Annotated in this window: 22 protein-coding genes; 10 read left to right on the forward strand and 12 right to left on the reverse strand. The window is 57.7% G+C overall.

Annotated features, from left to right (window positions below):
- The 4 genes from AC0T7J_RS19770 to AC0T7J_RS19785 form a co-directional block, all read left to right on the forward strand.
- On the forward strand, positions 1–203 hold a 203-nt coding region (locus AC0T7J_RS19770), incomplete at its 5' end, for a hypothetical protein (protein WP_473796212.1).
- Positions 200–541 (forward strand): hypothetical protein, encoded by a 342-nt coding sequence (locus AC0T7J_RS19775; RefSeq protein ID WP_473796215.1) that lies wholly within the window; start codon positions 200–202, stop codon positions 539–541. The genes AC0T7J_RS19770 and AC0T7J_RS19775, both read left to right, overlap by 4 nt.
- 79 nt (positions 542–620) lie before the next feature.
- Positions 621–923: a hypothetical protein gene (locus AC0T7J_RS19780; protein ID WP_473796217.1), complete on the forward strand. Its 303-nt coding sequence runs from the start codon at positions 621–623 to the stop codon at positions 921–923.
- Between the two features lie 322 nt (positions 924–1,245).
- Positions 1,246–2,289: a site-specific integrase gene (locus AC0T7J_RS19785; RefSeq protein ID WP_473796219.1), complete on the forward strand. Its 1,044-nt coding sequence runs from the start codon at positions 1,246–1,248 to the stop codon at positions 2,287–2,289.
- 119 nt (positions 2,290–2,408) lie between these two features.
- Here the strand turns inward: AC0T7J_RS19785 and queA are convergent, their stop codons facing one another.
- Complete coding sequence (gene queA, locus AC0T7J_RS19790) at positions 2,409–3,479, reverse strand: tRNA preQ1(34) S-adenosylmethionine ribosyltransferase-isomerase QueA (protein ID WP_473796223.1); 1,071 nt, start codon at positions 3,477–3,479, stop codon at positions 2,409–2,411.
- Between the two features lie 103 nt (positions 3,480–3,582).
- On the opposite strand from queA, the gene AC0T7J_RS19795 reads away from it, so the two are divergent.
- The 3 genes from AC0T7J_RS19795 (at position 3,583) to AC0T7J_RS19805 (ending at position 6,440) form a co-directional block, all read left to right on the forward strand.
- Positions 3,583–4,164 carry an ACP phosphodiesterase gene (locus AC0T7J_RS19795; protein WP_473796225.1) on the forward strand — a complete coding sequence of 194 codons (582 nt, stop codon included), beginning with the start codon at positions 3,583–3,585 and terminating at the stop codon, positions 4,162–4,164.
- 206 nt (positions 4,165–4,370) lie between these two features.
- Positions 4,371–5,183: an inositol monophosphatase family protein gene (locus AC0T7J_RS19800; RefSeq protein WP_022626128.1), complete on the forward strand. Its 813-nt coding sequence runs from the start codon at positions 4,371–4,373 to the stop codon at positions 5,181–5,183.
- On the forward strand, positions 5,184–6,440 hold the full coding sequence (locus tag AC0T7J_RS19805) for a histidine-type phosphatase (RefSeq protein WP_473796229.1): 1,257 nt from the start codon (positions 5,184–5,186) through the stop codon (positions 6,438–6,440).
- 514 nt (positions 6,441–6,954) lie between these two features.
- Here AC0T7J_RS19805 and proY read toward each other — a convergent pair.
- The 6 genes from proY to phoB form a co-directional block, all read right to left on the reverse strand.
- Positions 6,955–8,307 (reverse strand): proline-specific permease ProY, encoded by a 1,353-nt coding sequence (proY, locus tag AC0T7J_RS19810; protein ID WP_473796231.1) that lies wholly within the window; start codon positions 8,305–8,307, stop codon positions 6,955–6,957.
- A 70-nt stretch (positions 8,308–8,377) separates the two neighbouring features.
- Entirely contained in the window at positions 8,378–9,697 is a 1,320-nt protein-coding gene (brnQ, locus tag AC0T7J_RS19815) for a branched-chain amino acid transporter carrier protein BrnQ (RefSeq protein WP_473796234.1), read from the reverse strand.
- Between the two features lie 391 nt (positions 9,698–10,088).
- Positions 10,089–11,195, reverse strand: coding sequence for a cobalamin-independent methionine synthase II family protein (locus AC0T7J_RS19820; protein WP_473796237.1), 1,107 nt, complete (start codon positions 11,193–11,195; stop codon positions 10,089–10,091).
- A gap of 165 nt (positions 11,196–11,360) precedes the next feature.
- Positions 11,361–12,281, reverse strand: a complete 921-nt coding sequence (locus AC0T7J_RS19825; protein WP_473796240.1) for a PstS family phosphate ABC transporter substrate-binding protein — start codon at positions 12,279–12,281, stop codon at positions 11,361–11,363.
- A 19-nt stretch (positions 12,282–12,300) separates the two neighbouring features.
- Positions 12,301–13,614, reverse strand: a complete 1,314-nt coding sequence (gene phoR / locus AC0T7J_RS19830; RefSeq protein WP_010255313.1) for a phosphate regulon sensor histidine kinase PhoR — start codon at positions 13,612–13,614, stop codon at positions 12,301–12,303.
- Between the two features lie 14 nt (positions 13,615–13,628).
- Positions 13,629–14,318 (reverse strand): phosphate response regulator transcription factor PhoB, encoded by a 690-nt coding sequence (phoB, locus tag AC0T7J_RS19835; protein WP_021507143.1) that lies wholly within the window; start codon positions 14,316–14,318, stop codon positions 13,629–13,631.
- Positions 14,319–14,515: 197 nt separating this feature from the next.
- Between phoB and sbcD the strand changes: the two genes are divergently transcribed.
- Together sbcD and AC0T7J_RS19845 are read left to right on the forward strand one after the other, a co-directional pair.
- Positions 14,516–15,715: an exonuclease subunit SbcD gene (gene sbcD, locus AC0T7J_RS19840; protein ID WP_473796246.1), complete on the forward strand. Its 1,200-nt coding sequence runs from the start codon at positions 14,516–14,518 to the stop codon at positions 15,713–15,715.
- Positions 15,712–19,386 carry an AAA family ATPase gene (locus AC0T7J_RS19845; RefSeq protein WP_473796249.1) on the forward strand — a complete coding sequence of 1,225 codons (3,675 nt, stop codon included), beginning with the start codon at positions 15,712–15,714 and terminating at the stop codon, positions 19,384–19,386. The genes sbcD and AC0T7J_RS19845 overlap by 4 nt, the downstream gene beginning before the upstream one ends.
- A 29-nt stretch (positions 19,387–19,415) precedes the next feature.
- Here AC0T7J_RS19845 and AC0T7J_RS19850 read toward each other — a convergent pair whose 3' ends face one another.
- The 3 genes from AC0T7J_RS19850 to AC0T7J_RS19860 are packed head-to-tail and all read right to left on the reverse strand — an operon-like array spanning position 19,416 to position 21,114.
- Positions 19,416–20,069, reverse strand: a complete 654-nt coding sequence (locus AC0T7J_RS19850) for a DUF799 domain-containing protein (protein ID WP_473796252.1) — start codon at positions 20,067–20,069, stop codon at positions 19,416–19,418.
- On the reverse strand, positions 20,066–20,425 hold the full coding sequence (locus tag AC0T7J_RS19855; RefSeq protein ID WP_473796255.1) for a DUF4810 domain-containing protein: 360 nt from the start codon (positions 20,423–20,425) through the stop codon (positions 20,066–20,068). The genes AC0T7J_RS19850 and AC0T7J_RS19855 overlap by 4 nt, the downstream gene beginning before the upstream one ends.
- 11 nt (positions 20,426–20,436) lie before the next feature.
- A complete protein-coding gene (locus tag AC0T7J_RS19860) occupies positions 20,437–21,114 on the reverse strand; it encodes a CsgG/HfaB family protein (RefSeq protein WP_473796258.1) in 678 nt (225 codons plus the stop codon).
- Between the two features lie 252 nt (positions 21,115–21,366).
- Here AC0T7J_RS19860 and AC0T7J_RS19865 point away from each other — a divergent pair, with 252 nt between their 5' ends.
- Positions 21,367–21,660, forward strand: coding sequence for a cell envelope integrity TolA C-terminal domain-containing protein (locus AC0T7J_RS19865; protein WP_473796261.1), 294 nt, complete (start codon positions 21,367–21,369; stop codon positions 21,658–21,660).
- Here AC0T7J_RS19865 and qhpR read toward each other — a convergent pair.
- A complete protein-coding gene (gene qhpR, locus AC0T7J_RS19870) occupies positions 21,657–22,724 on the reverse strand; it encodes an AraC-like transcriptional regulator QhpR (RefSeq protein ID WP_473796263.1) in 1,068 nt (355 codons plus the stop codon). The two genes, AC0T7J_RS19865 and qhpR, sit on opposite strands and share 4 nt — an antisense overlap.
- Before the next feature lie 162 nt (positions 22,725–22,886).
- Positions 22,887–23,891 carry a phosphotransferase enzyme family protein gene (locus tag AC0T7J_RS19875; RefSeq protein WP_473796266.1) on the reverse strand — a complete coding sequence of 335 codons (1,005 nt, stop codon included), beginning with the start codon at positions 23,889–23,891 and terminating at the stop codon, positions 22,887–22,889.
- Positions 23,892–24,133 lie beyond the last annotated feature (242 nt).

Here is a 24,133-nt window from a genome sequence, read left to right on the forward strand (position 1 = left end):
CTGACGAATTAGACCAGGCCGCAGCGCTTGAAGAACTGGAAAGAACCATAGCCCTGGCTAACCGTAAACGCCCGGAAATGCAGTTTACCGGTGCCTGCTATAACTGCGAGGAGTCAGTAGATAAAGGCTTCTTCTGTTGTAGCGAATGCAGGGAAGACTATGAGCGCATTGAGCGCGCTAAGCAGCATAGGAGAGTGGCATGAGTATTGAGTGGAATGGCGAAGGTTTGCCGCCGGCTGGATTTGAGTGTGAGTATGCATTTATCGGCAAATACAGGGAAAGTTTTTCTCGTGGAATGGTGATTGCATATGGTGAGTCGAATGTATTTATGCAGCACTGGGCGTCAAATAATGAATTTATTCAACCGCTGGATAAAATAAAATTCCGCCCCATCCGAACCGAAGAAGAGCGCGAGCGTGATAAAAGAATTGCATGCCTCGATAACTTTATCAGTGGGTTTATGAAATCTACGGATGGCGATCATTCGCATCTTGGTGAGGCTATTTATGAATGGATAACGGTGTTAGATAGACTGAAATAACGATTTAGCCAGCCCCACATCACCCTGAAGTAACCCCCACCCACCCTATTCACTATCGCGCTCTGCGTGAGGAGTTGTTATGTCTTTAGTTAAGCCTGAGCAAAAACAAAAGCACGATGGTTCAGTCGATACCATGAACTCCGATGACTCTCGCTTCATCGTTATGCGTGGCGATTACACTGCCGAGCAAATTTTGGCAGCCGCAGTCGAGAAGGGAGAAATCGAACCAGAAGACACGGTTGCATGGTCACACGCTCGCTATTACCAGTCTTGGTACAAAACGTCACCCCTTGGTGGTCAGGACGGATACTCCCGCTGGAATCACCCGCGCGACACACCATGCCGCGGCGCTTACTTCGCTTCAGTGTTGTGCTGGGATTGACCAGTGAACACCATCTGCGACATCACCCCTGGCGAGTTCACTCTGTGGCTCGCCTTTTTTATTGGCATCGTGCTGGTCTGGAACTGGCCGTATAAGGAGTAGATATGCCCGACGCAGAGGCATTCATGAAAGTCAGAGAGTACGCTGCGCTTATCAGAGTGTCAGCGTCAACCATCTATCGCGACCCGGCGAAATTTCACATGTTCAAAGTGGGCGGCTGCTGGCGCGCCAATTCCGAAAGCATGAAAAAGTTTGAACAGCAGGCAGCAAACGACAACAATGTTTTCCGGCTGGCTGTTGTAGGCGGTAAGGAGAAGAGGAAATGCCGATCTACAAACGAGGAAACACGTACTGGATTGATATATCGAAGCCAGACGGCTCGCGAATTAGACGCTCTGCTGGCACCAAAGAAAAAGAGAAGGCACAGCAACTGCACGACAAGCTGAAGCATGAGGCATGGGCCGTTAAGAATCTGGATAAGCGACCGGAGCGCCTGTTTGAAGACCTAATCATGCTGGCTCTCCGGGATGCTGAGCACAACTCCAATATCGAGAACATCAAAATCTATGCCCGATACTGGCACAGCCTTTTCGAAGGCCGACTGGTATCGTCAGTAAGCGGCGAGGAGATTACGGACAATCTCCCGACTCACAGCCGCATCACGCATAAGCGCCTGTCTAATGCGACGAAGAACCGCTACCGGGCATTCATCATGCGTGGATTCTCTCTGGCCTATAAAAGTGGCTGGATTGACCAGATACCTTACTCGCAGACACTGCGTGAGCCAAAGGTTCGCATCCGGTGGATTGATAAGAATGAAGCCCGATCGCTAATCAGCAACCTTCAGAACGAATGGATGAGAAACCTGTGCTCATTCGCGCTGCTGACGGGGGCCAGGTTACGGGAGATTCTTTCGCTGACCTGGCAGGATATTGACTTGGGCCGTCGGCGGGCGGTAGTGAAGGCTGAGAATGCAAAGTCAGGGCGGGCGAGGCAACTGCCTCTGAGTGATGAGGCTGTTTCAATCCTGCGGAAAATACCGGTCGAGCGTGAATATGTTTTTTCTTCCGATGGAACCATGCAGGACTACTTCGTCCGCAGTGATTTCAACAGGGCACTGAAGCTGTCAGGGATAAAGGATTTCCGGTTTCACGACCTGAGACACACCTGGGCGAGTTGGCATGTTCAGGACGGAACTCCGTTGATGGTTCTGAAGGAATTGGGGGGATGGGAGAAGCTGGAGATGGTGAACAAGTACGCGCATCTGAGTGGTGAACATTTGAGCAAATTCAGCGGCGTTGTCACATTTCTGGCACAGGAAGGAAGTTACGAGAGTGAGTCTGGCCGGATAACTCTCGTAAGTTGATGTATTAGAATGAAATTAAATTAGGTTCCGCAGCCGCTGGAAACCGATGCATCGGAGAAACAGTCCGATGCAGATAACCTTCAGTCGCTCTCAGTCGATTCCGGCTATCGGTTAATAAATCAGTCGCCCACTTTTTCCAGCGGCGCCTGCGGATTTTTGCTGATAAACATCGCGTCACCATAACTGAAGAAACGATATTGCTCAGCCACGGCTGCGCGGTACGCGGCCATGGTGTGCTGATAACCGGCAAACGCCGAGACCAGCATAATCAGAGTCGATTCGGGCAGATGGAAGTTGGTGATCAGCGCATCGATCACCTGATACTCATAGCCCGGATAGATAAAAATCTGGGTATCGTCGAAGAACGGAGCAATCAGGGCATCCTGACTCGCTTTGGCGGCGCTCTCCAGCGAACGGACAGAGGTGGTGCCAACAGCGACCACTTTATTGCCGCGTGCTTTACAGGCCAGCACCGCATCAACAACCTCCTGCGGCACTTCGGCATATTCCGCGTGCATGTGATGCTCTTCGATGGTCTCGACGCGCACCGGCTGGAAGGTTCCCGCACCGACATGCAGCGTCACAAACGCCATCTCAATGCCCTTCTCTTTCAGCGCCTGCAACAGCGGCTCATCAAAATGCAGACCGGCGGTCGGTGCCGCAACGGCACCCGGACGGGCGCTGTAAACCGTCTGATACAGCTCGCGATCCGCCTCTTCATCCGGACGGTCGATATACGGCGGCAGGGGCATATGGCCGACGCTGTTGAGGATGTCGAGCACGGCGCGTTCATCATCAAACACAATCTCAAACAGCGCATCGTGACGCGCCACCATCGTCGCTTTCACGCTCTCGTCTTCGCCCAGCAGCAGTTCTGCACCCGGCTTCGGCGCTTTCGAGGCACGCACATGGGCCAGCACACGCTTGTCGTCGAGCATCCGCTCTACCAGCATCTCGATTTTGCCGCCGCTGGCTTTACGGCCAAAGACGCGCGCCGGAATCACACGGGTGTTGTTGAACACCAGCAGATCGCCCGGATTCAGCTTATCCAGCACGTCGGTGAACACACCGTGCGACAGCGTCCCGCTGGGACCCTCGAGCGACAGCAGACGACAGCCGCTGCGCTGCGCCTGGGGATAGTGAGCAATCAGGGATTCGGGCAGTTCAAAAGCAAAATCGGCGACACGCATGAAAGAGTTCTTTCTCAGGCAAAAACAGGCGGCACAGTTTAGCGGAAAATCGACCAATTCTGAACAACTGGCTGCGCAAAGGCAGTTCAGCCTATAATGCGGCATGAACTTTCTTGCTCATCTCCATCTGGCTAAGCTGGCCGACAGCTCCTTACTCGGCAATTTAATGGCCGATTTTGTGCGTGGCAACCCGCGCCAGCACTGGTCTGCGCCCGTCGCGGATGGCATTCTGATGCATCGCCGTCTGGATGTGATGACCGATGCGCTGCCGGAAGTGCGCAGTGCCCGTCAGTTGTTCCGTGCTGAAACCTATCGCGTGGCACCCATTACGCTGGACGTCATCTGGGACCATTTTCTGGCCCGGCACTGGCAGCGCTTCACGCCCGATCAGACGCTGGTGGCGTTTTCTGCCGCCGCCGAGCGCGAAATCATGACGCAACTGGCAGACACCCCCATTGAGTTTCAGGAACTCAACGCGGTGATGTGGCGCGAGCGCTGGTTTGAGCATTATGCCCAGCCCGCGCGGCTGGAGCGGGTACTGCACGGCATGGCCAGCCGCCGTCCACGCCTGGCGGCCCTGCGCGACTCTTACCACGATTTCACGCAACACTATGATCAGCTGGAAGCGCTGTTTTTTGTTTTTTATCCGCGTTTAATGGCGCTGGCGACCAGCAGAACCCTGTAAAACCCGATCCTCTGCTGCCGGGCTGGCGGACGCCAGCTTTCGCCCGCAGGGAAAGCGCCTCACCCTGCCCCGCACCATCTTGCCATTACTTTCTATCTGCGGCTTAATGAAGCCTTTCTTAACAATAGTTAAGTAAATATCACAGCCAGACCGCCTGTTCAGGCGTGCCTTCCGTTTGTTTTGACCAAAAGACATAAGAGGAAAAGATGTCATCCGCTTCGCATTCTGAAATTGACGCGCGTTACCGTTACGCCTGCGACATCGCCCGTGCGGCGGCCAGCCGGGCTTATTCGTGGTATCAGCAGCGTCAGACACTGGTGGTGGAACACAAAAGGGATTTGCAGGACGTGGTCAGCGAGGCTGATCGTAACGTTGAGGCATTGATTAAGACATTAATCGCTGAGCGCTTTCCTGACGATGCTGTCTATGGCGAAGAGAGCGGCGGTGAGGTTCAGGGCGCGCCCTTTATCTGGGTGGTCGATCCCATTGATGGCACCGCCTGCTTCGTCAACGGCCTGCCTAACTGGTGCGTCTCGCTGGCGGTGGTCTGTGACGGCGAACCGGTGATCGGCGTGGTCTGCGATCCCAATCATCAGGAGCTGTTTCACGCACGAGCAGGTCAGGGTGCGTGGGTTAATGAGAGCCGTCTGCAGGTTCATGGCGCGACGCATCTCAACGAAGGTTTGCTCGGCATCAGCAACTCCAGTCGCACCCCTGCCGAAAGCGTCTCGCGCCTGATTAGCGGCTTAACTGAACAGGGCGGCATGTTTATTCGCATCGGTTCTGGCGCGCTGACCAGCGCCTGGGCGGCCGCCGGGCGACTGATTGGCTACTATGAAGCGCATATGCATCCCTGGGATAGTCTGCCGGGCATCGTCCTGATGCGCGAAGCGGGCGGCGTCACTAATGATTATCTGCGCAACGAAGGACTCAAAAACGGCAACCCGGTGTTGCTGGCCAATGCGACCCTTTATCCAAAAATTAAAGCGCTGACCGGTAATCGCGCACTGGAGGAGTAAATGACGCTGCCAGGCCTGTACCGCTGCGCGCTGATCCTTAGTTTTCTCTGGCTGTTAAGTCCGGCGTCACAGGCGGCGGATTACCAGCTGGAGAAGGTGGTCGAACTGAGCCGTCACGGTGTCCGTCCGCCCACCCCCGGCAATCGTAAAGAGATTGAAGCCGCCAGCCAGCAACCCTGGACGCAGTGGAGCACCGCCGATGGTGAGCTGACCGGTCATGGCTACAGCGCGGTGGTCAATAAAGGACGCTGGGAAGGCGAGCACTATCGCCAGCTCGGCCTGCTGGGCGCCGGCTGTCCTGATGCGGCACAGGTCTACGTGCGCGCCAGTCCGCTGCAGCGCACCCGCGCGACGGCATCGGCGCTGACTGACGGGGCCTTTCCCGGCTGCGGCGTGCCAGTGCATCACGTCGCGGGCGATGTCGATCCGCTGTTCCAGAGTGAAAAGCTGGTGGTCACCCACACCGATCCCGCTCAGGAGCTGGCGGCTAAACAGCAGAAAGCGGGTGACCTGGCGCGGCTGCAACAGCAGTTGCAGCCCGCCATTCAGCAGTTAAAAGCCGCCGTCTGCCCGCCCACTACTGACTGCCCCCTCTTTGATGCGCCCTGGTCGTTCCGGCAAACCCGTAACGGCAACACATACGTTTACGGGCTGAGTGTGATGGCGAGCATGGTGGAGACGCTGCGACTGGGCTACAGCGAGAATCTGCCGTGGGATCAGCTCGCCTGGGGACACATCACGTCGGCCGCGCAGATCACCACACTGCTGCCGCTGCTGACCGCAAACTACGATCTCAGCAACGACGTGCTCTATCAGGCACAGCGCCGTGGCTCGATATTGCTCAACGCCCTGCTGGAGGCGATCGCTTCCGATAGCGCGCCGGGCCGCTGGCTGATTCTGGTGGCACATGACACCAATATTGCGATGGTGCGCACCCTGATGGGCTTTAGCTGGCAGTTGCCAGGCTATTCACGCGGCAACATTCCACCGGGCAGTAGTCTGGTGCTGGAGCGCTGGCGCGACACTCGCAGCGGCGAACGTTTTTTGCGGCTCTATTTCCAGGCGCAGAGTCTGGAGGGGATTCGTCAGTTACAACCGATTGATGATAAACATTCATTATTACGTCAGGAGTGGCATCAGTCTGACTGCAGAGTCACCGATGTCGGCGTGCTCTGCCCTTATCAATCCACACTGACTCAGCTGCGGAAACACCTGGATAACAGCGCTGTGCTGCCAGTTTCGGTTATATTACCCTGAGTCTGTGGCTAATCAAATTCAGGCCGTAGCATCAGTGCGGCCTGAATAATGTTAACTGCTGTTAATTAACGCCATTCCGACTTTTTCTTATTTAAATCGTCTGACTATCAGCGCCACCCGTTTTGTTTTACGATAGACCCGTCAATCATCCCTTTATTAACTATTTTCCTGTAATCCTTGAGTATTTCGGCGACTGGTTTCGCCGTTTTTTATTTCTTACACGCCCCGCTACTGCTGACCTCCAGCGCCTGTGTGACTGCTCACTCACTCCTCTGAAGCTCCCTTATCGTCCCGTGCCCGGTTATCACTATCAGCCACGTTCAACGCCAATTAAAATACGCATTCATGAAAATAAACCTGGGCATGATCTTATTTCGCAGACAGGCGTTTTGCTCCTGATAACAGGATTTCATATTGTGGATTAGGTCACATAAATAATCAGATGAGCAGGAATATAAAAAAGCGGAAAATAGCGTGTTCTGCTCCCCCACGAATGAGAGAGCAGAACAGGAGATTAGCGGGGTTTACGAACCAGCTTATAGCCCAGCAGCAGCACCACTATCCACACCATACCCACATAGAGTGAAATGCGGGTATCGGGGAAATAACCAATCAGCCCGATAATAAAGCAGAGGAAGGCAACGCCGACACCGGCAGTCAGACTGCCGCCTGGCAGCGCAAACTGCAGCTTACTGGCAGCCTCTTTGCCAATTTTGCGACGGAACGCGATCTGCGACAGCAGAATCATAATCCAGACCCACACCGTCGCAAAGGTCGCCAGCGAGGCGATGACCAGGAAGACTTTTTCCGGCATCAGGTAGTTGAGATAAACCGCAATCAGCATGGCGAACATCATCACGACTACCGTCACCCACGGGATCCCGCGCGAAGAGACCTTCATAAAGACCTTCGGCGCATGTCCCTGCTGCGCCATCCCGTGCAGCATGCGGCCTACGCCAAACACATCGCTGTTAATCGCCGAGAGTGACGCGGTCAGCACCACAAAATTGAGGATAGAGGCGGCCGCCGCAATGCCCAGATGCTGGAAGGTCAGCACAAACGGGCTGCCCGAGGTGCCTACCTGATTCCACGGGTAGATCGACATAATCACAAACAGCGTGCCGACGTAGAACACCAGAATGCGCCACGGCACCGAGTTGATGGCGCGCGGAATCGACTTCTCCGGATCTTTCGCTTCACCGGCGGTGATACCGATGATTTCGATACCGCCATAGGCAAACATCACCATCTGCAGCGACAGCAGCATACCGACCACGCCGTGCGCAAAGAAGCCGCCGTTAGTCCAGAGATTGTGGATGCCGGTCGGCTGGCCGCCGTTGCCGAGACCCCAGATGATCATGCCGAAACCGGCCAGAATCATCACGATAATCGTGGCGACTTTGAAGAAGGAGAACCAGAACTCCACTTCGCCGAACACCTTCACGCTCATCAGATTGACGGCACCGATGATCAGCACCACGCTCAGCACCCAAATCCAGTGCGGCACCTCAGGGAACCAGACGCCCATATAAATGCCGAACGCGGTGACATCCGCAATCGCCACGATCAGGATTTCAAAACAGTACGTCCAGCCGGTGATGTAGCCTGCCATCGGCCCAAGATAGTCCTGCGCATAGCGTGAGAAGGAGCTGGCCTGAGGATTGTTAACGGACATCTCACCCAGCGCACGCATGATGATGTAAGCCACTGCCCCGCCGATGATATAGGCGAGCAGCACGCTCGGTCCGGCCATTTTTATCGCGTCAGCGGAACCGTAAAACAGCCCGGTGCCAATCGCCGATCCCAGCGCCATAAAGCGGATGTGGCGCGTGCTCAGTCCGCGTTTGAGCTTGTTGGTTTCTTGCATAACAACCTGTACCTGTGAAATGAAAAAACCACGGGCAGGCCCGTGGTTAAAGAAAAATCAGTGCTCTCTGCTACGAGTGAACGGTCACCTGTTCCGGCCCTTTCACCCGATCAACAACAGCGGCAATCAGCAGCATCACCAGCGACGGCGGCAACCAGGCGAGACCCTGATCGGCCAGCGGCAGATGCTGACTGAAAGCAGGCAGCAAATCTTTAAACCCGGTGGTTTTAATCGCATCAACAATACCAAACAGCAGGCTGATTAGCATGGCAGGCGCGATAATCCGGCTGCTCTTATTCCACCAGTTGAGGGTGAAACTCAGCACCACCAGCACGATACAAGGCGGATAAATCGCCGTCAGTACCGGGATGGAGATCTGAATCAGGTGGCTCAGGCCGAGATTCGACACCACCATGGAGAACAGACCCAGAATAAACACCAGCGTTTTATACGATAACGGCAGGTATTGCGCAAAAAATTCCGCACAGGCACAGGTCAGGCCTACGGCGGTCACCATACAGGCGACGAAGATCAGCGCGGCAAGGAAGAAGCTGCCCATGTTGCCAAAGGTATGCTGAACATAGGCATGCAGAATCGCTGCGCCGTTAGCGTTTTGATCCACCAGCGCACCGCTGCCCGCGCCCAGCTTAAACAGGCAGAGGTAGACCAGCGTCAGGCCCAGACCGGCGATTAACCCTGCCAGCACGGTATAACGGGTCAGCAGCGCGGCATTATCGACGCCACGCGAACGGGCGGCGTTGACAATCACGATGCCAAATACCAGCGCGCCCAGCGTATCCATGGTCAGATAGCCATTGACGAAACCGCTGGAGAAGGCCGCACGCTGATAATCAGCGGTGGCCGGAATGGTGCCGCCGGCGGGCCACACCAGGGCAGCAACGCCCAGCACGGTCAGCGCAATAATTTTTAATGGCGCAAGGAAGTGCCCTACCGTGTCGAGTAGCTTGCCGGGATAGAGCGATACGCCAATCACCAGCGCGAAGTAAATCAGGCTATAGATGAACAGCGGCAGCGCGCCATCACCAGTCAGCGGGGCAATGCCCATCTCAAACGAGACCGTTGCCGTACGCGGTGTGGCAAACAGCGGCCCGACAGCCAGATAGCAAACGGTGGCCAGCACGATGCCAGCAACCTTGCCAATCGGGGTGCTGAGTGCATCGACGCCGCCGCCGACCCGGGCCAGCGCGATCACGGTCATCACGGGCAGACCAACTGCGGTAATCAGAAAACCAATCGCGGCAGTCCAGACGTGTTCGCCAGACTGAATACCGACCATGGGCGGAAAAATGATGTTGCCCGCGCCAACAAACAGGGCGAATGTCATAAAGCCCAGCGCGAGAATGTCCTTCGAAGTTAAACGATGTGTCATACGGCCTGTCACTGATGTTGCGGTGGAAGTTGGGTTAGTGTTGTCCCCTCGCTGCGTGTAAACCGCGACCAGGCTGACAATGTCAGCGCATTATGCTCGTCGCAGGGTAAAGCGCAGGTGATTTAAGCTGCTTTTATTCTGTTCACAGAGGGATGGATCGACAACGGCGCTAAGTAAAACGTTTATAGCGGTGAAAGGCAATACGGGATCGGAAAACCAGAAGGTTATGCCGCCATTTTTTCAAAAGGCAGTGGATAGCGTTAATTTTTGCAGCAGGCGCACAAGATGATGTGCCTAAATAATAGTCAGAGCGTGAGAAGTCCCCGCATAAACGGGTCTGCAGATACACAAAAGGCGCGTTTTACGCGCCTGTCTGCACAACGTTACAGCACTACCAGACCTGATTCGCGATATCGACCACTAAGCGAATCTTCTGCCACTGCTGCGCTTCGGTCAGGCTGTTGCCCTCTTCGGTTGAGGCAAAACCACACTGCGGACTGAGGCAGATCTGATCCAGACTGACATACTGCGCCGCCTCTTCCAGCCGGGTTTTCACCTGCGCCGGATCCTCCAGTTCTCCCACTTTGGTTGTAATCAGACCCAGCACTACCTGCTGATGGCCCGGCCTGATATAACGCAGTGGCTCAAAGCCACCGGAACGGGCGTTGTCATACTCCAGGAAGAAGGCATCCACATTGACGCTGCCGAACAGGATTTCTGCCACCGGCCCATAACCGCCTTCAGAGATCCAGGTTGAACGGAAGTTGCCGCGACAGACATGCAGGCCCACGGTCAGATCGGCAGGTTTACCTTCCAGCGCTTTATTCAGTACGCGAGCGTAAGTCTGTGCGAGCTGGTCCGGATCGTCGCCACGCGCACGGATATCGCGCTTCTGATCTTCAGAGCAGAGGTAAGCCCAGACGGTATCATCCAGTTGCAGATAACGGCAGCCCGCGTCATAAAACGCCTGGATAGCCGCTTTATAAGTCTGCGCCAGATCGTCGAAGTAGTCCGCCAGATCGGGATAGACCTCCGCGTCGATCACCTTACGGCCACCACGGAAGTGCAGCACGCTGGGGCTGGGAATGGTCATCTTCGGCACCGCATTACCGGCAATACTCTGCAGGAAGCGGAAATGCGCCAGCATCGGATGATCCGCCGGAAAACCGAGTTTGCTCACCACTTTCACACCATGCGCTTTGGTCTGCACGCCATTAAACTGAATGCCCTGCTCCGCTTCATAGCGCTCTACGCCATTCAGGCCATAGAAAAAGTCGAAGTGCCACCAGCCGCGACGAAACTCGCCATCAGTGACCACTTTCAGGCCATTTTCCCGCTGTTTCGCCACCACATCGCGAATCGCCTCATCTTCAACCTGACGCAGGGCAGCCGCATCAATCTCTCCGGCTGCAAACTCTTCGCGTGCCTGCTTAATGGCGGCGGGACGCAGAAAGCTGCCAACGGTATCGGCACGGAACGGGGCGGTTTCTCTTTGCATGATCACTCCTGTCTCTCCTGCCGGTAATGACGGCAGGAAATAGTTGCATCCTGATATAAATAGCCATCTGGATGGCTACATGTCTGAATACAGAGTGGCATGGGCGGCTTTCTTCTGCAACTGAAGAAAATTCAGTGATGTTGAAAAAAATTCAACTTCGGGGGATTAACGCAGCGCGGCGCGCGCCTGAGTCATCTGACTGTCAGAGAGCGGCAGATAGCCCGCTTCACTGACCCGCCGCTGTCCCTGTGCCGAAAGTACCTGCTGCAGAAACGCGGCCACCAGCGGCGGCAAAGGTTTGCCGGGCGCTTTATTCACATAGAGATAGAGCGGGCGCGCCCAGGGATAACGGCCACTGCGGATGGCATCGGCATTTGGGGCAATCGCCTGACCCTGATCATTCATCACCGCCAGCATTTTCACGCCGCTGAGATGAAAACCAAAACTGGCGTAGCCGATGCTGCGTGAATTACCGGCCACCGCCTGCACCACGGCGGCCGATCCGGGAAATTCTGCCACGTCGCTGCGAAAATCACCTTTGCACAGCGCCTGCTGCCTGAAGAAACCCCAGGTACCGGAGGCAGAGTTACGTCCATAGCGCTGAATTGGCCGTTTGCTCCACTGCGCGCCGGTTAAGCCGAGATCGCCCCAGCGCAGCGGCACGGTATGTGCGCCACACAGACGGGTAACGGAGAAAATGGCGTCGAGCTGACGCGGTTCAATCTGCTGCAGCGGATTACGCTGATTCACCACCACCACCAGCGCATCCATAGCCACCGGAACCGCCAGCGGCGGATAGCCGTAGCGCGCCTCAAAGGCCTGGCGTTCATCTGCCTGCATCGGGCGGCTCATCGGACCGAGTTGTGCTGCACCCGCCGCCAGCGCGGTCGGTGCGGTAGAAGAGCCGGAGGCCTGAACCTGCACATTAACGCCCGGTGCCTGGCGACTGAAATCTTCGCCCCACAGCGTCATCAGATAGCCCAGCGTATCGGAACCGACGCTGCTGAGATTGCCGGAGAGCGTGACGGGCTGGGCCAGTGTCAGACCCGGCAGCAGAGTAACGATCAACAAAAGAAGGATGCGCATCAGGGAGATCCGGCAGCGATTAATGAACGGCATTCTCCTGCATCACGCTGCTGACAATCAACCTCGCTGGCAGCGTAAAGGTAAAACAGGTCTCCTTGTGCGGCACGCTGGTGATATCAAGCCGCGCGTTATGGTGGCTCAGAGCGTGTTTCACTATCGCCAGCCCCAGCCCGCTGCCGCCGGTCGCACGCGAACGCGCTTTATCGACCCGGTAGAAACGCTCGGTAAGACGCGGAATATGTTCTGACGCGATGCCAGGCCCGTTATCGCACACCCTAAAGATGGCGCCCTGTTTGCCGCGCAGCCAGCTGATATCGATTCGTGTGCCATCCGGGGTGTGGTTTACCGCGTTGTAAACCAGATTGGAGATGGCGCTGCGCAGCTGTTCATCGTTGCCGAACACTTTCAGATGGGGATCGGTATGGAAGTGGATGTCGTGACGGCCGCCACTCAGCGTTGCCGCCTCATGCTGCAGCAGTTTCAGCATCACCGGCACATCAACCTTCTCTTTCAGATCGATCGCGGGCGCAGCTTCAATGCGCGACAGCGTCAGCAGCTGTTTGACGAGGCTGTCCATGCGGCGCGTCTGCTCCGACATGGTGTGCAGCGCTTTGCTGCGCGAAGGCTCGCTCATTACCGAGTCGTTCATCATCTCCAGGTAGCCCTGCAGCACCGTGAGCGGTGTGCGCAATTCATGGCTGACGTTGGCAAAGAAGTTGCGGCGTGCCCCCTCCAGCTGATGCATCTGCGTGACATCACGCGCCACCAGCAGCCACTGCCCCTCGCTGTAGGGCATGACGCGGAACTCCATGTGAAGTTTGTTGTTCAGCACCAGCGTCAGCGGCTTGTCGAAATCGCGCTGGCGAAGATAGCGGGAGAACTCCGGATAACGGAGCAGATTGAGGATGTTCTGGCCATTATCTTCCGGCCAGCGCAGACCCAGGTGCTGCTGCGCCAGGCCGTTACACCAGAAAATGGTGCCCTCTTCGGTGGTCAGGATCACCGCATCCGGCAGCGACTCGGCACCGCTGCGGAAACGCTTAATCAGATTGCCCAGTTCACGCCGCCGCCGCCGGTTGCGGAGCTGCATCTGGTAAAGACCATAAAACAGTGGTTCCCAGCTGGCACGCCCGGCTGGTGGCGTCATGGTGCGGTCGAGCCACAGCCAGTGCGACAGCCGCATCAGATTGTGAAAATGCCACAACAGCACCGTCAGCACGCTCAGCAGCAGCCACCAGGGCAGACCGCCGAACAGCAGGCCCAGCAGCACTGCGGGCAGACAGACCAGCAGCAGTTCTGTCAGTAATCTCTTCCAGGAGAGGCGTTCCAGCACGGTTAAGGCTCCGTTTAGTAGCGGGCAGAGAAACGATACCCTGTTCCGCGAACGGTTTGTACCATGCGATCGTGGCCGGACACTTCCAGCGCTTTACGTAAACGGCGGATGTGAACATCGACAGTACGATCTTCCACATACACATTGGTGCCCCAGACGTGGTTCAGCAACTGTTCGCGGCTGTAGACGCGTTCCGGGTGGGTCATAAAGAAGTGCAGCAGCTTATATTCGGTGGGGCCCATCTCCAGCGGCGTGGTTTCGGACATCACGCGATGTGAGGAGGGATCCAGACTCAGCCCCTGCATCTCAATCACCTCTTCCACGGCCATCGGCGAAATACGGCGCATCACCGCTTTGATTCTCGCCATCAGCTCTTTGGGTGAAAAGGGCTTGGTAATGTAATCATCGGCACCCACTTCCAGGCCGCGCACCCGATCTTCCTCTTCGCCGCGCGCGGTGAGCATCATCACCGGGATATCGCGTGTCATCGCCTCGCGTTTCAGATGTTTGATAAACTGAATACCGCTGCCACCGGGTAACATCCAGTCCAGCAAAATCAGGTCGGGCCAGGGTTCAATCAGCTTGCCAATGGCGCTGTCATAATCTTCCGCCTCGATTGGCTGATAGTCGTTCTGCTCCAGAACAAAACACAACATTTCACGGATGGGGGCTTCATCCTCCACAACCAAAATGCGCTTAGCCATTATTACTCCTGCTGATTATGACGGATGTCACTGAGATTCGCGGCGCCATTATGCGTCAGATTTGTGACACTTTTATGAAAAACATAACCTGCCGGTAACCTCACTGGTAATCATTTATGACAGCGCAGCGACAATTTTTTGCTTTGGCCGCAGAGCCAGTATAATCGCCGGGCGAATCACAACGGCAGGGACTTATCATGCGCATCATTCATACTGCGGACTGGCATCTGGGGCAGTTCTTTTACAACAAAAGTCGGGCAGCGGAACATCAGGCGTTTCTCGACTGGCTGTTGTGCCAGATTGAACAGCATCAGGTGGATGCGTTGATTATTGCAGGCGATCTGTTTGATACCGGCACGCCGCCCAGCTACGCCCGCGAGATGTTTAACCGCTTTGTAGTGGCGCTGCAGCCCAGCGGCTGTCAGCTGATTGTGCTGGCGGGCAACCACGATTCCGTTGCGACGCTGAATGAGTCGCGTGAGCTGCTCGCCTGTCTCAATACCCGGGTGATCGCCACCCCGCAGGAGCAGGATGATGTGTTGCTGCTCAACACCCGGCAGGGCGAGCCGGGCGCGCTGCTGTGTGCGATTCCCTATCTGAGGCCGCGCGATATTCTGCGCAGCCGGGCGGGTCAGTCGGGACGCGACAAGCAGACCTCGCTGCTGGAAGCGATCGCCCACCACTATCAGCAGCGTTTCTCTGCCGCCCAGGCGCTGGACCATGCACTGCCGATTATTGCCACTGGCCATCTCACCACCGTCGGCGTCAGCCAGAGCGATTCAGTGCGCGACATCTATATCGGGACGCTGGATGCCTTCCCGGCCAGCGCGTTTCCCGCGGCTGACTATATCGCACTGGGGCATATTCATCGCGCCCAGCGCGTCGCGGGCAGCGAACATATCCGCTACAGCGGCTCGCCGATTCCGCTGAGCTTTGACGAGCTGGGCACAGAAAAAAGCGTCTTTCTGCTGGAACTCACCACCAGCGGCCTGCAATCAGTCACGCCGCTGGTCGTGCCACAGGCGCAGCCGATGCAGGTGCTGAAAGGATCGCTGGCGCAGATTGCAGAACAGTTAAACGCTTTCAGCATGACAGAGCAGGAGAAGCCGACCTGGCTCGACATCGAAGTCACCACCCAGGAGTACCTCAGCGATCTGCAACGTCAGGTAGAAACCCTGACCGCCACGCTGCCGGTCGAAGTCCTGTTGCTTCGCCGCAGCCGTGAACAGCGTCAACAGAGCCTGGCGCGGCTCGACAATGAAACCCTGAGTGAGCTGAAGGTGGAAGAGGTCTTTGCCCGCAGGCTGGCGCTGGATGAGGAGCTGCAACCGGCGCAAATCGACGAGATGACCACCCTGTTCCGCCAGACGCTGGCCGCCATGGAAGAGACCCAATGAAGATCCTCACGCTACGGTTCAAAAACCTTAATGCCCTGCGCGGTGAATGGTTTATCGACTTCCGCGCCGAACCTTTTGCCAGCAACGGCCTGTTCGCCATTACCGGTGCCACCGGCGCCGGTAAAACCACCCTGCTGGACGCCATCTGCCTGGCGCTCTATCACCAGACGCCGCGCCTGGGCGCGATTTCCCAGAGCCAGAATGCGCTGATGACTCGCGACTGTGCCGAATGTCTGGCCGAGGTGGAGTTTGAGATCAAAGGAGAAGCCTGGCGCGCCTTCTGGAGCCAGAACCGCGCGCGCGGCACTGCCGACGGCAAACTTCAGGCACCGCGCGTTGAACTGGCACGCTGCGCCGACAACATCATTGTTGCCGATAAAGTCGGTGACAAGCTGAAGCTGATCGAAACCCTCTCCGGGCTCGATTTTGAGCGTTTTACCCGCTCAATGATGCTGTCACAGGGCCAGTTCGCCGCCTTTCTCAACGCGAAAGCCAGTGAGCGCGCCGAACTGCTTGAGGAGCTGACCGGCACCGAAATTTACGGTCTGATTTCCGCCGCCATCTACGAGCGCCACAAAGAGGCAAAAAACCAGCTGGATCTGCTGCGCAGCCAGGCGGGAGCGATGGCGCTGCTGGACAGCGATGCACGCGACGCGCTGCAACAGCAGCTTACTGATCTGACCGATGCGGAACAGCGGCTCAGCGCGCACTATCAACAGGCGCAACAACAGCAACAGTGGCAACAGCAGGCACAGCAGTTACAGCAGGAGAGCGAGCAGACCGAGGTGGCGGTACAGCAGGCCCAGGCCGCATCCCAGGCGGCAGAAGCGGATCGCCAACGACTGGCACGCAGCGAACCGGCTGAAAAGCTGCGGGTAAAACTGCAGCAGCGCGACGCGTTACGCACCGAACAGCAGCAGGTCGTGAGCCGCTGTCAGCATCTCACGGCGGCGCAGCAGCAGGCGCAGAGCCAACAGCAGCAGCATCAGCAGCACTACGCGGCCACCCAGCGTGCCCGCCAGCAGGCGCTGCAGGAACAGCAGCAGCAGGAAAGTCTGTTGACAGAAGAGGTGCTGCCGCTGGATCAGCGGATCAGCACACTGCAACAGCAGCTTGCGGAGCAGCAGCAGGAAAACGCCCGACAGCAGCAGCATGCCGACCAGACACAGGCCAGCCTGGCAGAGCAGACGCGCCAGGTCGATTCATGGCAGCAGGCGATTGCTGAACAGCATCAGTTACGCCAGCAGCTTGCCGATCTCGCCCAATGGGGTGCTTCGCTGCCGGTGTGGCAGGAGAACTTTGCCCTGCTGGCGCAGCGGGAAGCCACCCTGGCCGGACTGATGCAGCAGCGCGAACAGCAGCAGCAACAGATCGTCACGCAACAGGCGAAACAGCAGCAGCAGGCAGAACAGGCATTGCCGCGCCAGCAGGCGGAGCAACAGGCCCACCAGGCGCTGTTGCAGGCGGAGCAAGTACTAACTTCGCTACAGGAACAGCATCCGCCTGCCGCACTGCGTCAGGCATTAAGTCAGTTGCAGAGCAGCCGTCCGGCTCGTCAGCAACTGCTGCTGCTTTCAACCCAGTGGCAGCCGCTGCATCAGCAGCTGGGCCAGCGCCAGCAGCGGCTGACTACGCTTGCAAAAACGCATCAGCAGAGTGAAGCGGAACTCCAGGCCCTGCGCGAGACGTGGAAACGCGAAAAACAGCAGCTGGATGATGTCGAAAAAATCTGCGCGCTGGAGCAGCAGATTGTCGATCTCAGTGATTACCGCGCCCGGCTCGCCGCCGATCAGCCCTGTCCGCTGTGCGGCTCCTGCACGCATCCCGCCGTTGAGGCCTACAGCACGCTGGAAGTCAGTGCTAACCAGCAGCGCCGGGCTGCACTGCAGCAACAAACCGAGGCATTGCGCGAAGCGGGCACGGCAAAAAGCGAACAGCTGAAACAGTCAGCCGTGCAGCAGCAGACCCTGCGCGATGAAATCGCGGAGGTGCAGCAACAGCTCGATCGGCTTGAGCAGCAATGGCAGGCGCTGAGCGGTGAGCTGGCACTTACCTTCCCGCTCGCCGATCGGGATGCCTTAGCCGCGTGGGAGCAGCAGCAAAGCGAACGTGAAAGCCAGCTTGAGCAGCAGCGACAGGCGCAGGAAGCCGCCGAACAGGCGCGTCAGGCCGCAAAGGATTACCATCTTCAGCAGTCGCAGGCCTGGCAGCAGCATTTGCAGGCTGAACAGCTGGCGCAGCAGTCTCTGTCCAGCCTGCAGCAGGCGCTGGATGCGCTGCAACAGCGTCAGCAGCAGGAACAGCAGGCCATGGCGCAATTGCAGAGTCGTCTGGAGCAGCAGTTCAGTGCGCACAACCTTGCCCTGCCCGACGCCGCCGATCGCGATGGGTGGCTGACAGAACAGCAACGGCGCTGGGAGCGCTGGCAGGAGAGTGAGCGATTGCTCGCTAACCTGCAACCGCAGCTGTTAAAAGGCGAAACCCAGCTCACCGCCCTGCAACAGCAGGCAGAGCTGGAACAGCAGCAGATGGCGATTCGTCAGCAGCAGCAGCAACAGAGCCAGACGCAGCTCAGCGAGATGCGCCGCGCCCGTCTGGCGCTGTTTGGCGATCGCGAGGTCACCCTCGCCCGTCAGCAGATGCAGGCCCGCGTTCAGCAGGCTGATGAACAACTGGCACAACAGCTTACTGCCCTGCAACAGGCGCAGGCCGAGGTCAGTCGCCTGCAGGGTGAGCTTTCTGGGCTGGAAAATCAGCGGCAGACGCTCAACAGCAAACTGGCAGAGGCGGAAACCGCCCTGCAGCAGGCACTTGAGAGCGCCGGATTCGCGGATGAAGCCAGCCTGCGCGCGGCGCTGCTGGATGAGCAGACCGCTCTGCAACTGCGTCAGCAGCTGCAGCAGCTCGATCAGCAATGCCAGCAGCAGCAGGCGCGACTGGCGGATCTGCGTCAGCGGCTCAGCGCTCATCAGCAGGTGAAGCCCGCTGCGATGCCGGAATCTGCCGGGGCGCTGGCGCAACAGCTTGAGCAGTTACGGCTGGCACTGCGCGACAACGCCAGCCAGCAGGGTCAGATTCAGCAGCAGCTGCACAGCGATGCCAGCCTTCGTGTGCGCCAGCAAAGCCTGATGACGCAGATTGAACAGGATGGTGTGGCGCTGGCGCAGTGGAGCCTGCTCAACGATCTGATTGGCTCCGCCAGCGGCGATAAATTCCGGCGCTTCGCACAGGGCTTAACACTGGATCACCTGGTGGCCCTGGCTAACCGTCAGCTCGATAGGCTGCATGGCCGCTATCTGCTGCAGCGGCGGGCGCAGGATCTGCTGGAGCTGGATGTGGTCGATACCTGGCAGGCCGATGCGGCGCGCGATACCCGCACGCTCTCCGGTGGCGAGAGCTTCCTGGTGAGTCTGGCGCTGGCGCTGGCGTTATCCGATCTGGTCAGCCACAAAACGCGCATCGAATCGCTGTTTCTGGATGAGGGGTTCGGCACGCTGGATGCGCAGACGCTCGACACCGCACTGGACGCACTTGATGCACTCAACGCCAGCGGCAAAACCATTGGGGTGATCAGCCACGTGGAAGCGATGAAGGAGCGTATTCCGGTGCAGATTAAAGTGCGCAAAATGAATGGGCTGGGTTACAGCCAGCTGGAACTGCCGCAGGGATAACGGGCGCCGAAGCGCCCGTTTACGTGCAATCAGCGGGCGCTGACGAGCTTGTAGCGAGGGCCGGTGAGTAACCCGCCCTGCTCATTCTGTGCCAGCAGACGATTACTGGTCAGTCCGGCCACAGTATGCGCTTTGTCAGTCACGTTGCTGGCAATCTGTTTGATCGCCGCACTGACCAGCATACCGACCAGCCCACCGTTGTTGTTGTTGCCATCTTCACTGTCGCTGGCACTGGCCTTACCCTGCCAGATCTCTTTGCCGCTGCGCAGATCCACCAGCCGTGCTTTGGCCGTCACGGTCGTCACGCTGTCAATGACCCGATAGCTGCTGCCATATTCGCTGATCGAGATATAGAGCGCGCTGTCGGCGTGGAAGATCTCATTCAGGCGCTTCGCGCTGATGGCCTGGGCGTCGCTGGCGCTGGTCAGGCCATTCTGCTGAAAGGTCTCTTCAACGACCGCGACCGGGAAGACGTAGTAACCGGCTTCGGCCAGCGGACGCGTCACGAGTGAGGTCAGACTGTGCGCGGCATTGATATCCGGCGAGGTGTTATCGGCCGGCAGCACCAGAATCGAGGCGGGCTTGCTGGCACGGAACGCACTGTAGTCATACGGTTTTTTCGTCGCACAACCGGTCAGCAGCAACATCATCAGCACGCCGCTCAGGGCAATCAGTTTTTTCACCGTACCACTCCTTGTTTTTTACTCATCAGAAAATCCATGTAAGGTGCCGATTCGGGAAACAGCTGCTTCTCGGTGGCAAACTGACCAAAGGCTTTATTGGTATCGCCGGTTTTGGCATAGAGCAGACCAAGCTGGGCGTGCAGGCCAGGCGCAACCGGCTGGTTAACGGCACGGGCTTTTTCAATGTCCAGATTCAGCGCATCGATCTGCTTCAGCGGATCGCTGCCCGGCAGATAGTAGCTGTAAACCTGCTGCTGATAATCGCCCCAGTAGTAGATCGTTTTCGGCGCTTTTGGCGCACAGCCTGCCAGCAGCGCCGCTGTAATCAGCACGCCGCTCAATGTCATCATTTTCATTTACTGCTTCCTTATTTAGCCGGACGCCATGCGCCGTTGTTGATTCCATCCACTAAATGATCGACTGCTTCGCGAATCGCCAGATCCATCACTTTGCCGTTCAGCGTGGAGTCATAGCTGCTGGTGCCGCCAAAGCCGATGACTTCGCGTGCGGAGAGCTGATACTCGCCCGCGCCCTGGGTGCTGTAGACCACCTCTGAGGTAGTGACATCCACTACGTTCAGATTCACTTTGGCATAGGCGATCTGCGTTTTGCCGCGGCCCAGAATGCCCCACAGCTGCTGATCGCCCACTTCTTTGCGGCCAAACTCGGTGATATCACCGGTGATGATGTAATTCGCGCCTTTGATATTCTGCTGGCTGCGTTTGAAGTCTGACTCCTGCTGCAGCTCTTTCAGGTTGCTGCGATCCAGCACGCTGAACCGGTTGGTCTGCTGCAGATGGGTAATCAGAATGGTTTTCGACTGATTACCCAGCCGATCGACACCATCAGAGAAAATGCCGTTCATATAGGAGGAGCGGTTATCAAACTGACCCACCGCAATCGGGCTGCGCATGCCCTGATAAACCGGCTGACTGGCCGCGCGAACCTGCGGGGCCTGAATAGCGCGGGAAGATTCGGTGGCGCAGCCGCTGATGAGCGAGGCCGTTAAGAGGGAGAGTGCCGCAAAGGCATATTTTTTCTGCATTTCTAATCCATGAAGTGAAAAAGACGTAACCCGCGCCAGGGCGGTAAATTCTGGTTCTGTCGACAGTCGGAGTAATGCCATAGCATTCATCATGCCGGTCTGTAGACTGTCGGCAGCAGACGGAAAGATCTTTAAGGAAAGTTGGCCAGTTAAATGAATTTAATTAATATAAAAATGAGAATGTTGCTCGGAGTGATTATTGCAATATCGCTCAGTGCCTGTCAGCATCCTGTGACAAAGCAACGGGATAGCGTGGCAAACCTTTGTCAGCCCGCGAAAGATCCGGACAGCAAATCCTGTCACTGGACTAATCAAATGCAGCCGGTACTAAACCGGCAGTTCCGCGATGCGGCGCGTTATGCCGGTCAGCAATGTCTGGTACGGATGGAGTGGCAGGAACACAGCAGACGTTATGCGGTGACACAGACGCAGGGGGATGAAGCGCTCTGCCTGCGTGCCTGGCAACTGGTGGCGCAGACCCGCGATCTGCCACCGCCGCCGACGCCTGGACAGCCGGCGTGGTTCGGCTTTGCGCCGCACGGTTAGCTGGCCAGACCTTCCTGACGCCACTGCCGCGGACTGATGCCAAACCAGCGGCGAAACGCGCGTGAGAACGCACTGACTTCCGAGTAGCCCAGCAGCAGCGCCATCTCTGAGATGGGCAGCTGCTTCTGCTGCAGATAGTGCGTCGCCATTTCGCAGCGCACCTGATCCACCAGCGCGGTAAAGCTGCTGCCCTCTTCACGTAGTCGCCGCTGCAGTGACCAGCTCGACAGTCCGAGCTTATCCGCCACCTCTTCGAGCACCGGCTCACCCTGCATCAGCGATAAATTAACCTGCGAACGCGCCTGCTCAATCATGCTCTGCTGCGCCGTCCCACGGTTAAGCCGTCGGATCGCATCCTGCATCACCATTAACAGGATCGGATCGCTCTCCGGCATAGCGCGCAGCAGATCGCGTTTGGGGATCACCAGTGAATTAAACGGCTGATCGAACCAGACCGGGGCATCAAACACTTTGCAGTGATCGTGCCACTGGCCGGGACGCGGATGTTCAAAGTGGACTTCGCGCGGTGCCCAGTGTCTGCCCGCCACGTGGCGGATCAGATTCATAAACATCCCCAGCGTCAGCTCTGCATCCTGACGGCGCGACAGGATCGCGCCATGTCGCACCTGATAGTCCAGCCGCCAGCACTCTCCCTTATCCACCAGCCGGGTTAAGGTGTCGTGCTGATGCCAGGGAAACGCGTTGACCACATTATGCAGCGCCTGTTCCAGCGTGGCGGAGCACAAACCGATGTAGCCGATCAGGCCTAATGACTGCGGTTTAAACTGCCTGCCGTAGTGCAAACCGAAGTTATCAAAACCGGAGTGACGCGCCGCCTCTTCCAGCACCCGACAGTAGTTAACCAGCCCCAGGCTGAGCGTCGGGCTGGCCAGGCGCTCCGGATCGATGCCGCTGATGCCGAAGATGCGATCAACATCGCCGCCCTGGGTATGAATAAAATCGCTTAAGCCGGTCGCCGCCGCTGCCAGCACGCCGTGATTGCCTGCCCCGGCCGCTGCCGAACAGGCCGCAAACGCATCGGGCTTTATCAGTGTCGGATTCATGGTCGCCTCAGTCAGAATTCAGGTGGATCACCCGTCCCTTCTATCCGAGCAAATTCCATACCAGATCCCTGATGCCCGCCGCGCCGCCTGCGGGCGGGCCGGACTGCACGCGGGCATGGCATCCGGCACTGCGGCGGCGCAGTAACGCCCGCCGCTGGTGCATCAGACGCCGACCGGCAGTTGCTGACCTTCCAGATAACGGCGACAGAGTCGCACCGAATGGCTGGCCCATTCCGGACCCAGACTGCGCGCCATTTCGGTATCGGCATGCGATCCCACCCATGCGGTGAGCTGGATACGACGCTGGATCAACAACGCGGGCAGCATGGCCATCTCCGCATCGCTGATATGCGCCACCTGCTCATAGCCACGGATCCAGTGATCGATCCACTCTGGCGCGCGCGGATGATGCTCAACAAAACTGATCGCCGCCGCCAGATCGTGCATATACCAGCCGAGCCCGCAGTCATCAAAGTCGATCACCCGTGTTTCGCCCTTGTGCAGCAGCAGATTGGTCAGCCGCAGATCGGCGTGGATCAGGCCAAAGCGATCCGATCCTTTACCAAACTGCGCCATCGCCGCGCCGACCTGGCTTATCGCCTGCTCTACCACGCCGTGATCGGCGGTGTTCAGATTCGGCGCATCCTGCCAGCGTCCCCAGTGACTCTCGCTGCTGGTCATGGTGTGGTGATCCCAGATAATCCGCTGGAAACCCGCAGGCGGCTGCCACTGTTTACTGTGCTGATGCAGCCGCGCGGTGATCTGGCCGAGCTGCTGAAAGGCACGGGGATCGACGTCGGTGGTCGGCATCTCCCCGTCAATCCAGTGAAACAGCACCACGTAGCGTTCACCGCCCTCCGGCAGCCGCAGCGTCAGTACGGTTTCGCCCTCTTTGTCCGGCACCGCTTCCGGCACCATAATGCCGGTTTCGCGCAGTGCATCAAGCCACAGCAGTTCGCTGACGATGTCGGCTTTTTGATGGTAATCGCCGCGATGCAGCCGCAGCGCATAACGCCGGCCTGCCGCCTGCAGCAGAAACGTGGCGTTCTCTGAGCGGCACAGCAGGCTGAGCTGGCCCTGCAGCGCGGCGGGATAACAGGCCAGCGCCTGCTGCGCCATCAGGGTGAGTTGGGAATCAGTCAGGTTGTCATATTGTTTAGCGCTCATCAGTCCGGCTCCTTGTCACTTGCGTTATCTCAGCATGCGTTGCCAGAAGGTGAGCTGCTTGACTCCGGAAGAGACAAAGTTGACCGCAGCGTGCAGCTGGCCCGGTTGTTGCCCGTGAGTTGACCGTGGAGGACAGAAGTCACTGCGCCCGCGTCAAGTCGTGGCGAGTAATGCAACGGCATTATCCCCTTACTGTAGAGTAATGGCGGTGTAACGCCGCGTGAGACCAACAACGACGGGGA

It is taken from the genome of Pantoea sp. E956-1 (assembly GCF_982223955.1).

Coding starts and splice junctions, on each gene's coding strand:
- AC0T7J_RS19775 (WP_473796215.1), top strand. CDS start 200: ATGAGTATTGAGTGGAATGGCGAAGGTTTGCCGCCGGCTGGATTTGAG.
- AC0T7J_RS19780 (WP_473796217.1), top strand. CDS start 621: ATGTCTTTAGTTAAGCCTGAGCAAAAACAAAAGCACGATGGTTCAGTC.
- AC0T7J_RS19785 (WP_473796219.1), top strand. CDS start 1,246: ATGCCGATCTACAAACGAGGAAACACGTACTGGATTGATATATCGAAG.
- queA (WP_473796223.1), bottom strand. CDS start 3,479: ATGCGTGTCGCCGATTTTGCTTTTGAACTGCCCGAATCCCTGATTGCT.
- AC0T7J_RS19795 (WP_473796225.1), top strand. CDS start 3,583: ATGAACTTTCTTGCTCATCTCCATCTGGCTAAGCTGGCCGACAGCTCC.
- AC0T7J_RS19800 (WP_022626128.1), top strand. CDS start 4,371: ATGTCATCCGCTTCGCATTCTGAAATTGACGCGCGTTACCGTTACGCC.
- AC0T7J_RS19805 (WP_473796229.1), top strand. CDS start 5,184: ATGACGCTGCCAGGCCTGTACCGCTGCGCGCTGATCCTTAGTTTTCTC.
- proY (WP_473796231.1), bottom strand. CDS start 8,307: ATGCAAGAAACCAACAAGCTCAAACGCGGACTGAGCACGCGCCACATC.
- brnQ (WP_473796234.1), bottom strand. CDS start 9,697: ATGACACATCGTTTAACTTCGAAGGACATTCTCGCGCTGGGCTTTATG.
- AC0T7J_RS19820 (WP_473796237.1), bottom strand. CDS start 11,195: ATGCAAAGAGAAACCGCCCCGTTCCGTGCCGATACCGTTGGCAGCTTT.
- AC0T7J_RS19825 (WP_473796240.1), bottom strand. CDS start 12,281: ATGCGCATCCTTCTTTTGTTGATCGTTACTCTGCTGCCGGGTCTGACA.
- phoB (WP_021507143.1), bottom strand. CDS start 14,318: ATGGCTAAGCGCATTTTGGTTGTGGAGGATGAAGCCCCCATCCGTGAA.
- sbcD (WP_473796246.1), top strand. CDS start 14,516: ATGCGCATCATTCATACTGCGGACTGGCATCTGGGGCAGTTCTTTTAC.
- AC0T7J_RS19845 (WP_473796249.1), top strand. CDS start 15,712: ATGAAGATCCTCACGCTACGGTTCAAAAACCTTAATGCCCTGCGCGGT.
- AC0T7J_RS19855 (WP_473796255.1), bottom strand. CDS start 20,425: ATGAAAATGATGACATTGAGCGGCGTGCTGATTACAGCGGCGCTGCTG.
- AC0T7J_RS19860 (WP_473796258.1), bottom strand. CDS start 21,114: ATGCAGAAAAAATATGCCTTTGCGGCACTCTCCCTCTTAACGGCCTCG.
- qhpR (WP_473796263.1), bottom strand. CDS start 22,724: ATGAATCCGACACTGATAAAGCCCGATGCGTTTGCGGCCTGTTCGGCA.
- AC0T7J_RS19875 (WP_473796266.1), bottom strand. CDS start 23,891: ATGAGCGCTAAACAATATGACAACCTGACTGATTCCCAACTCACCCTG.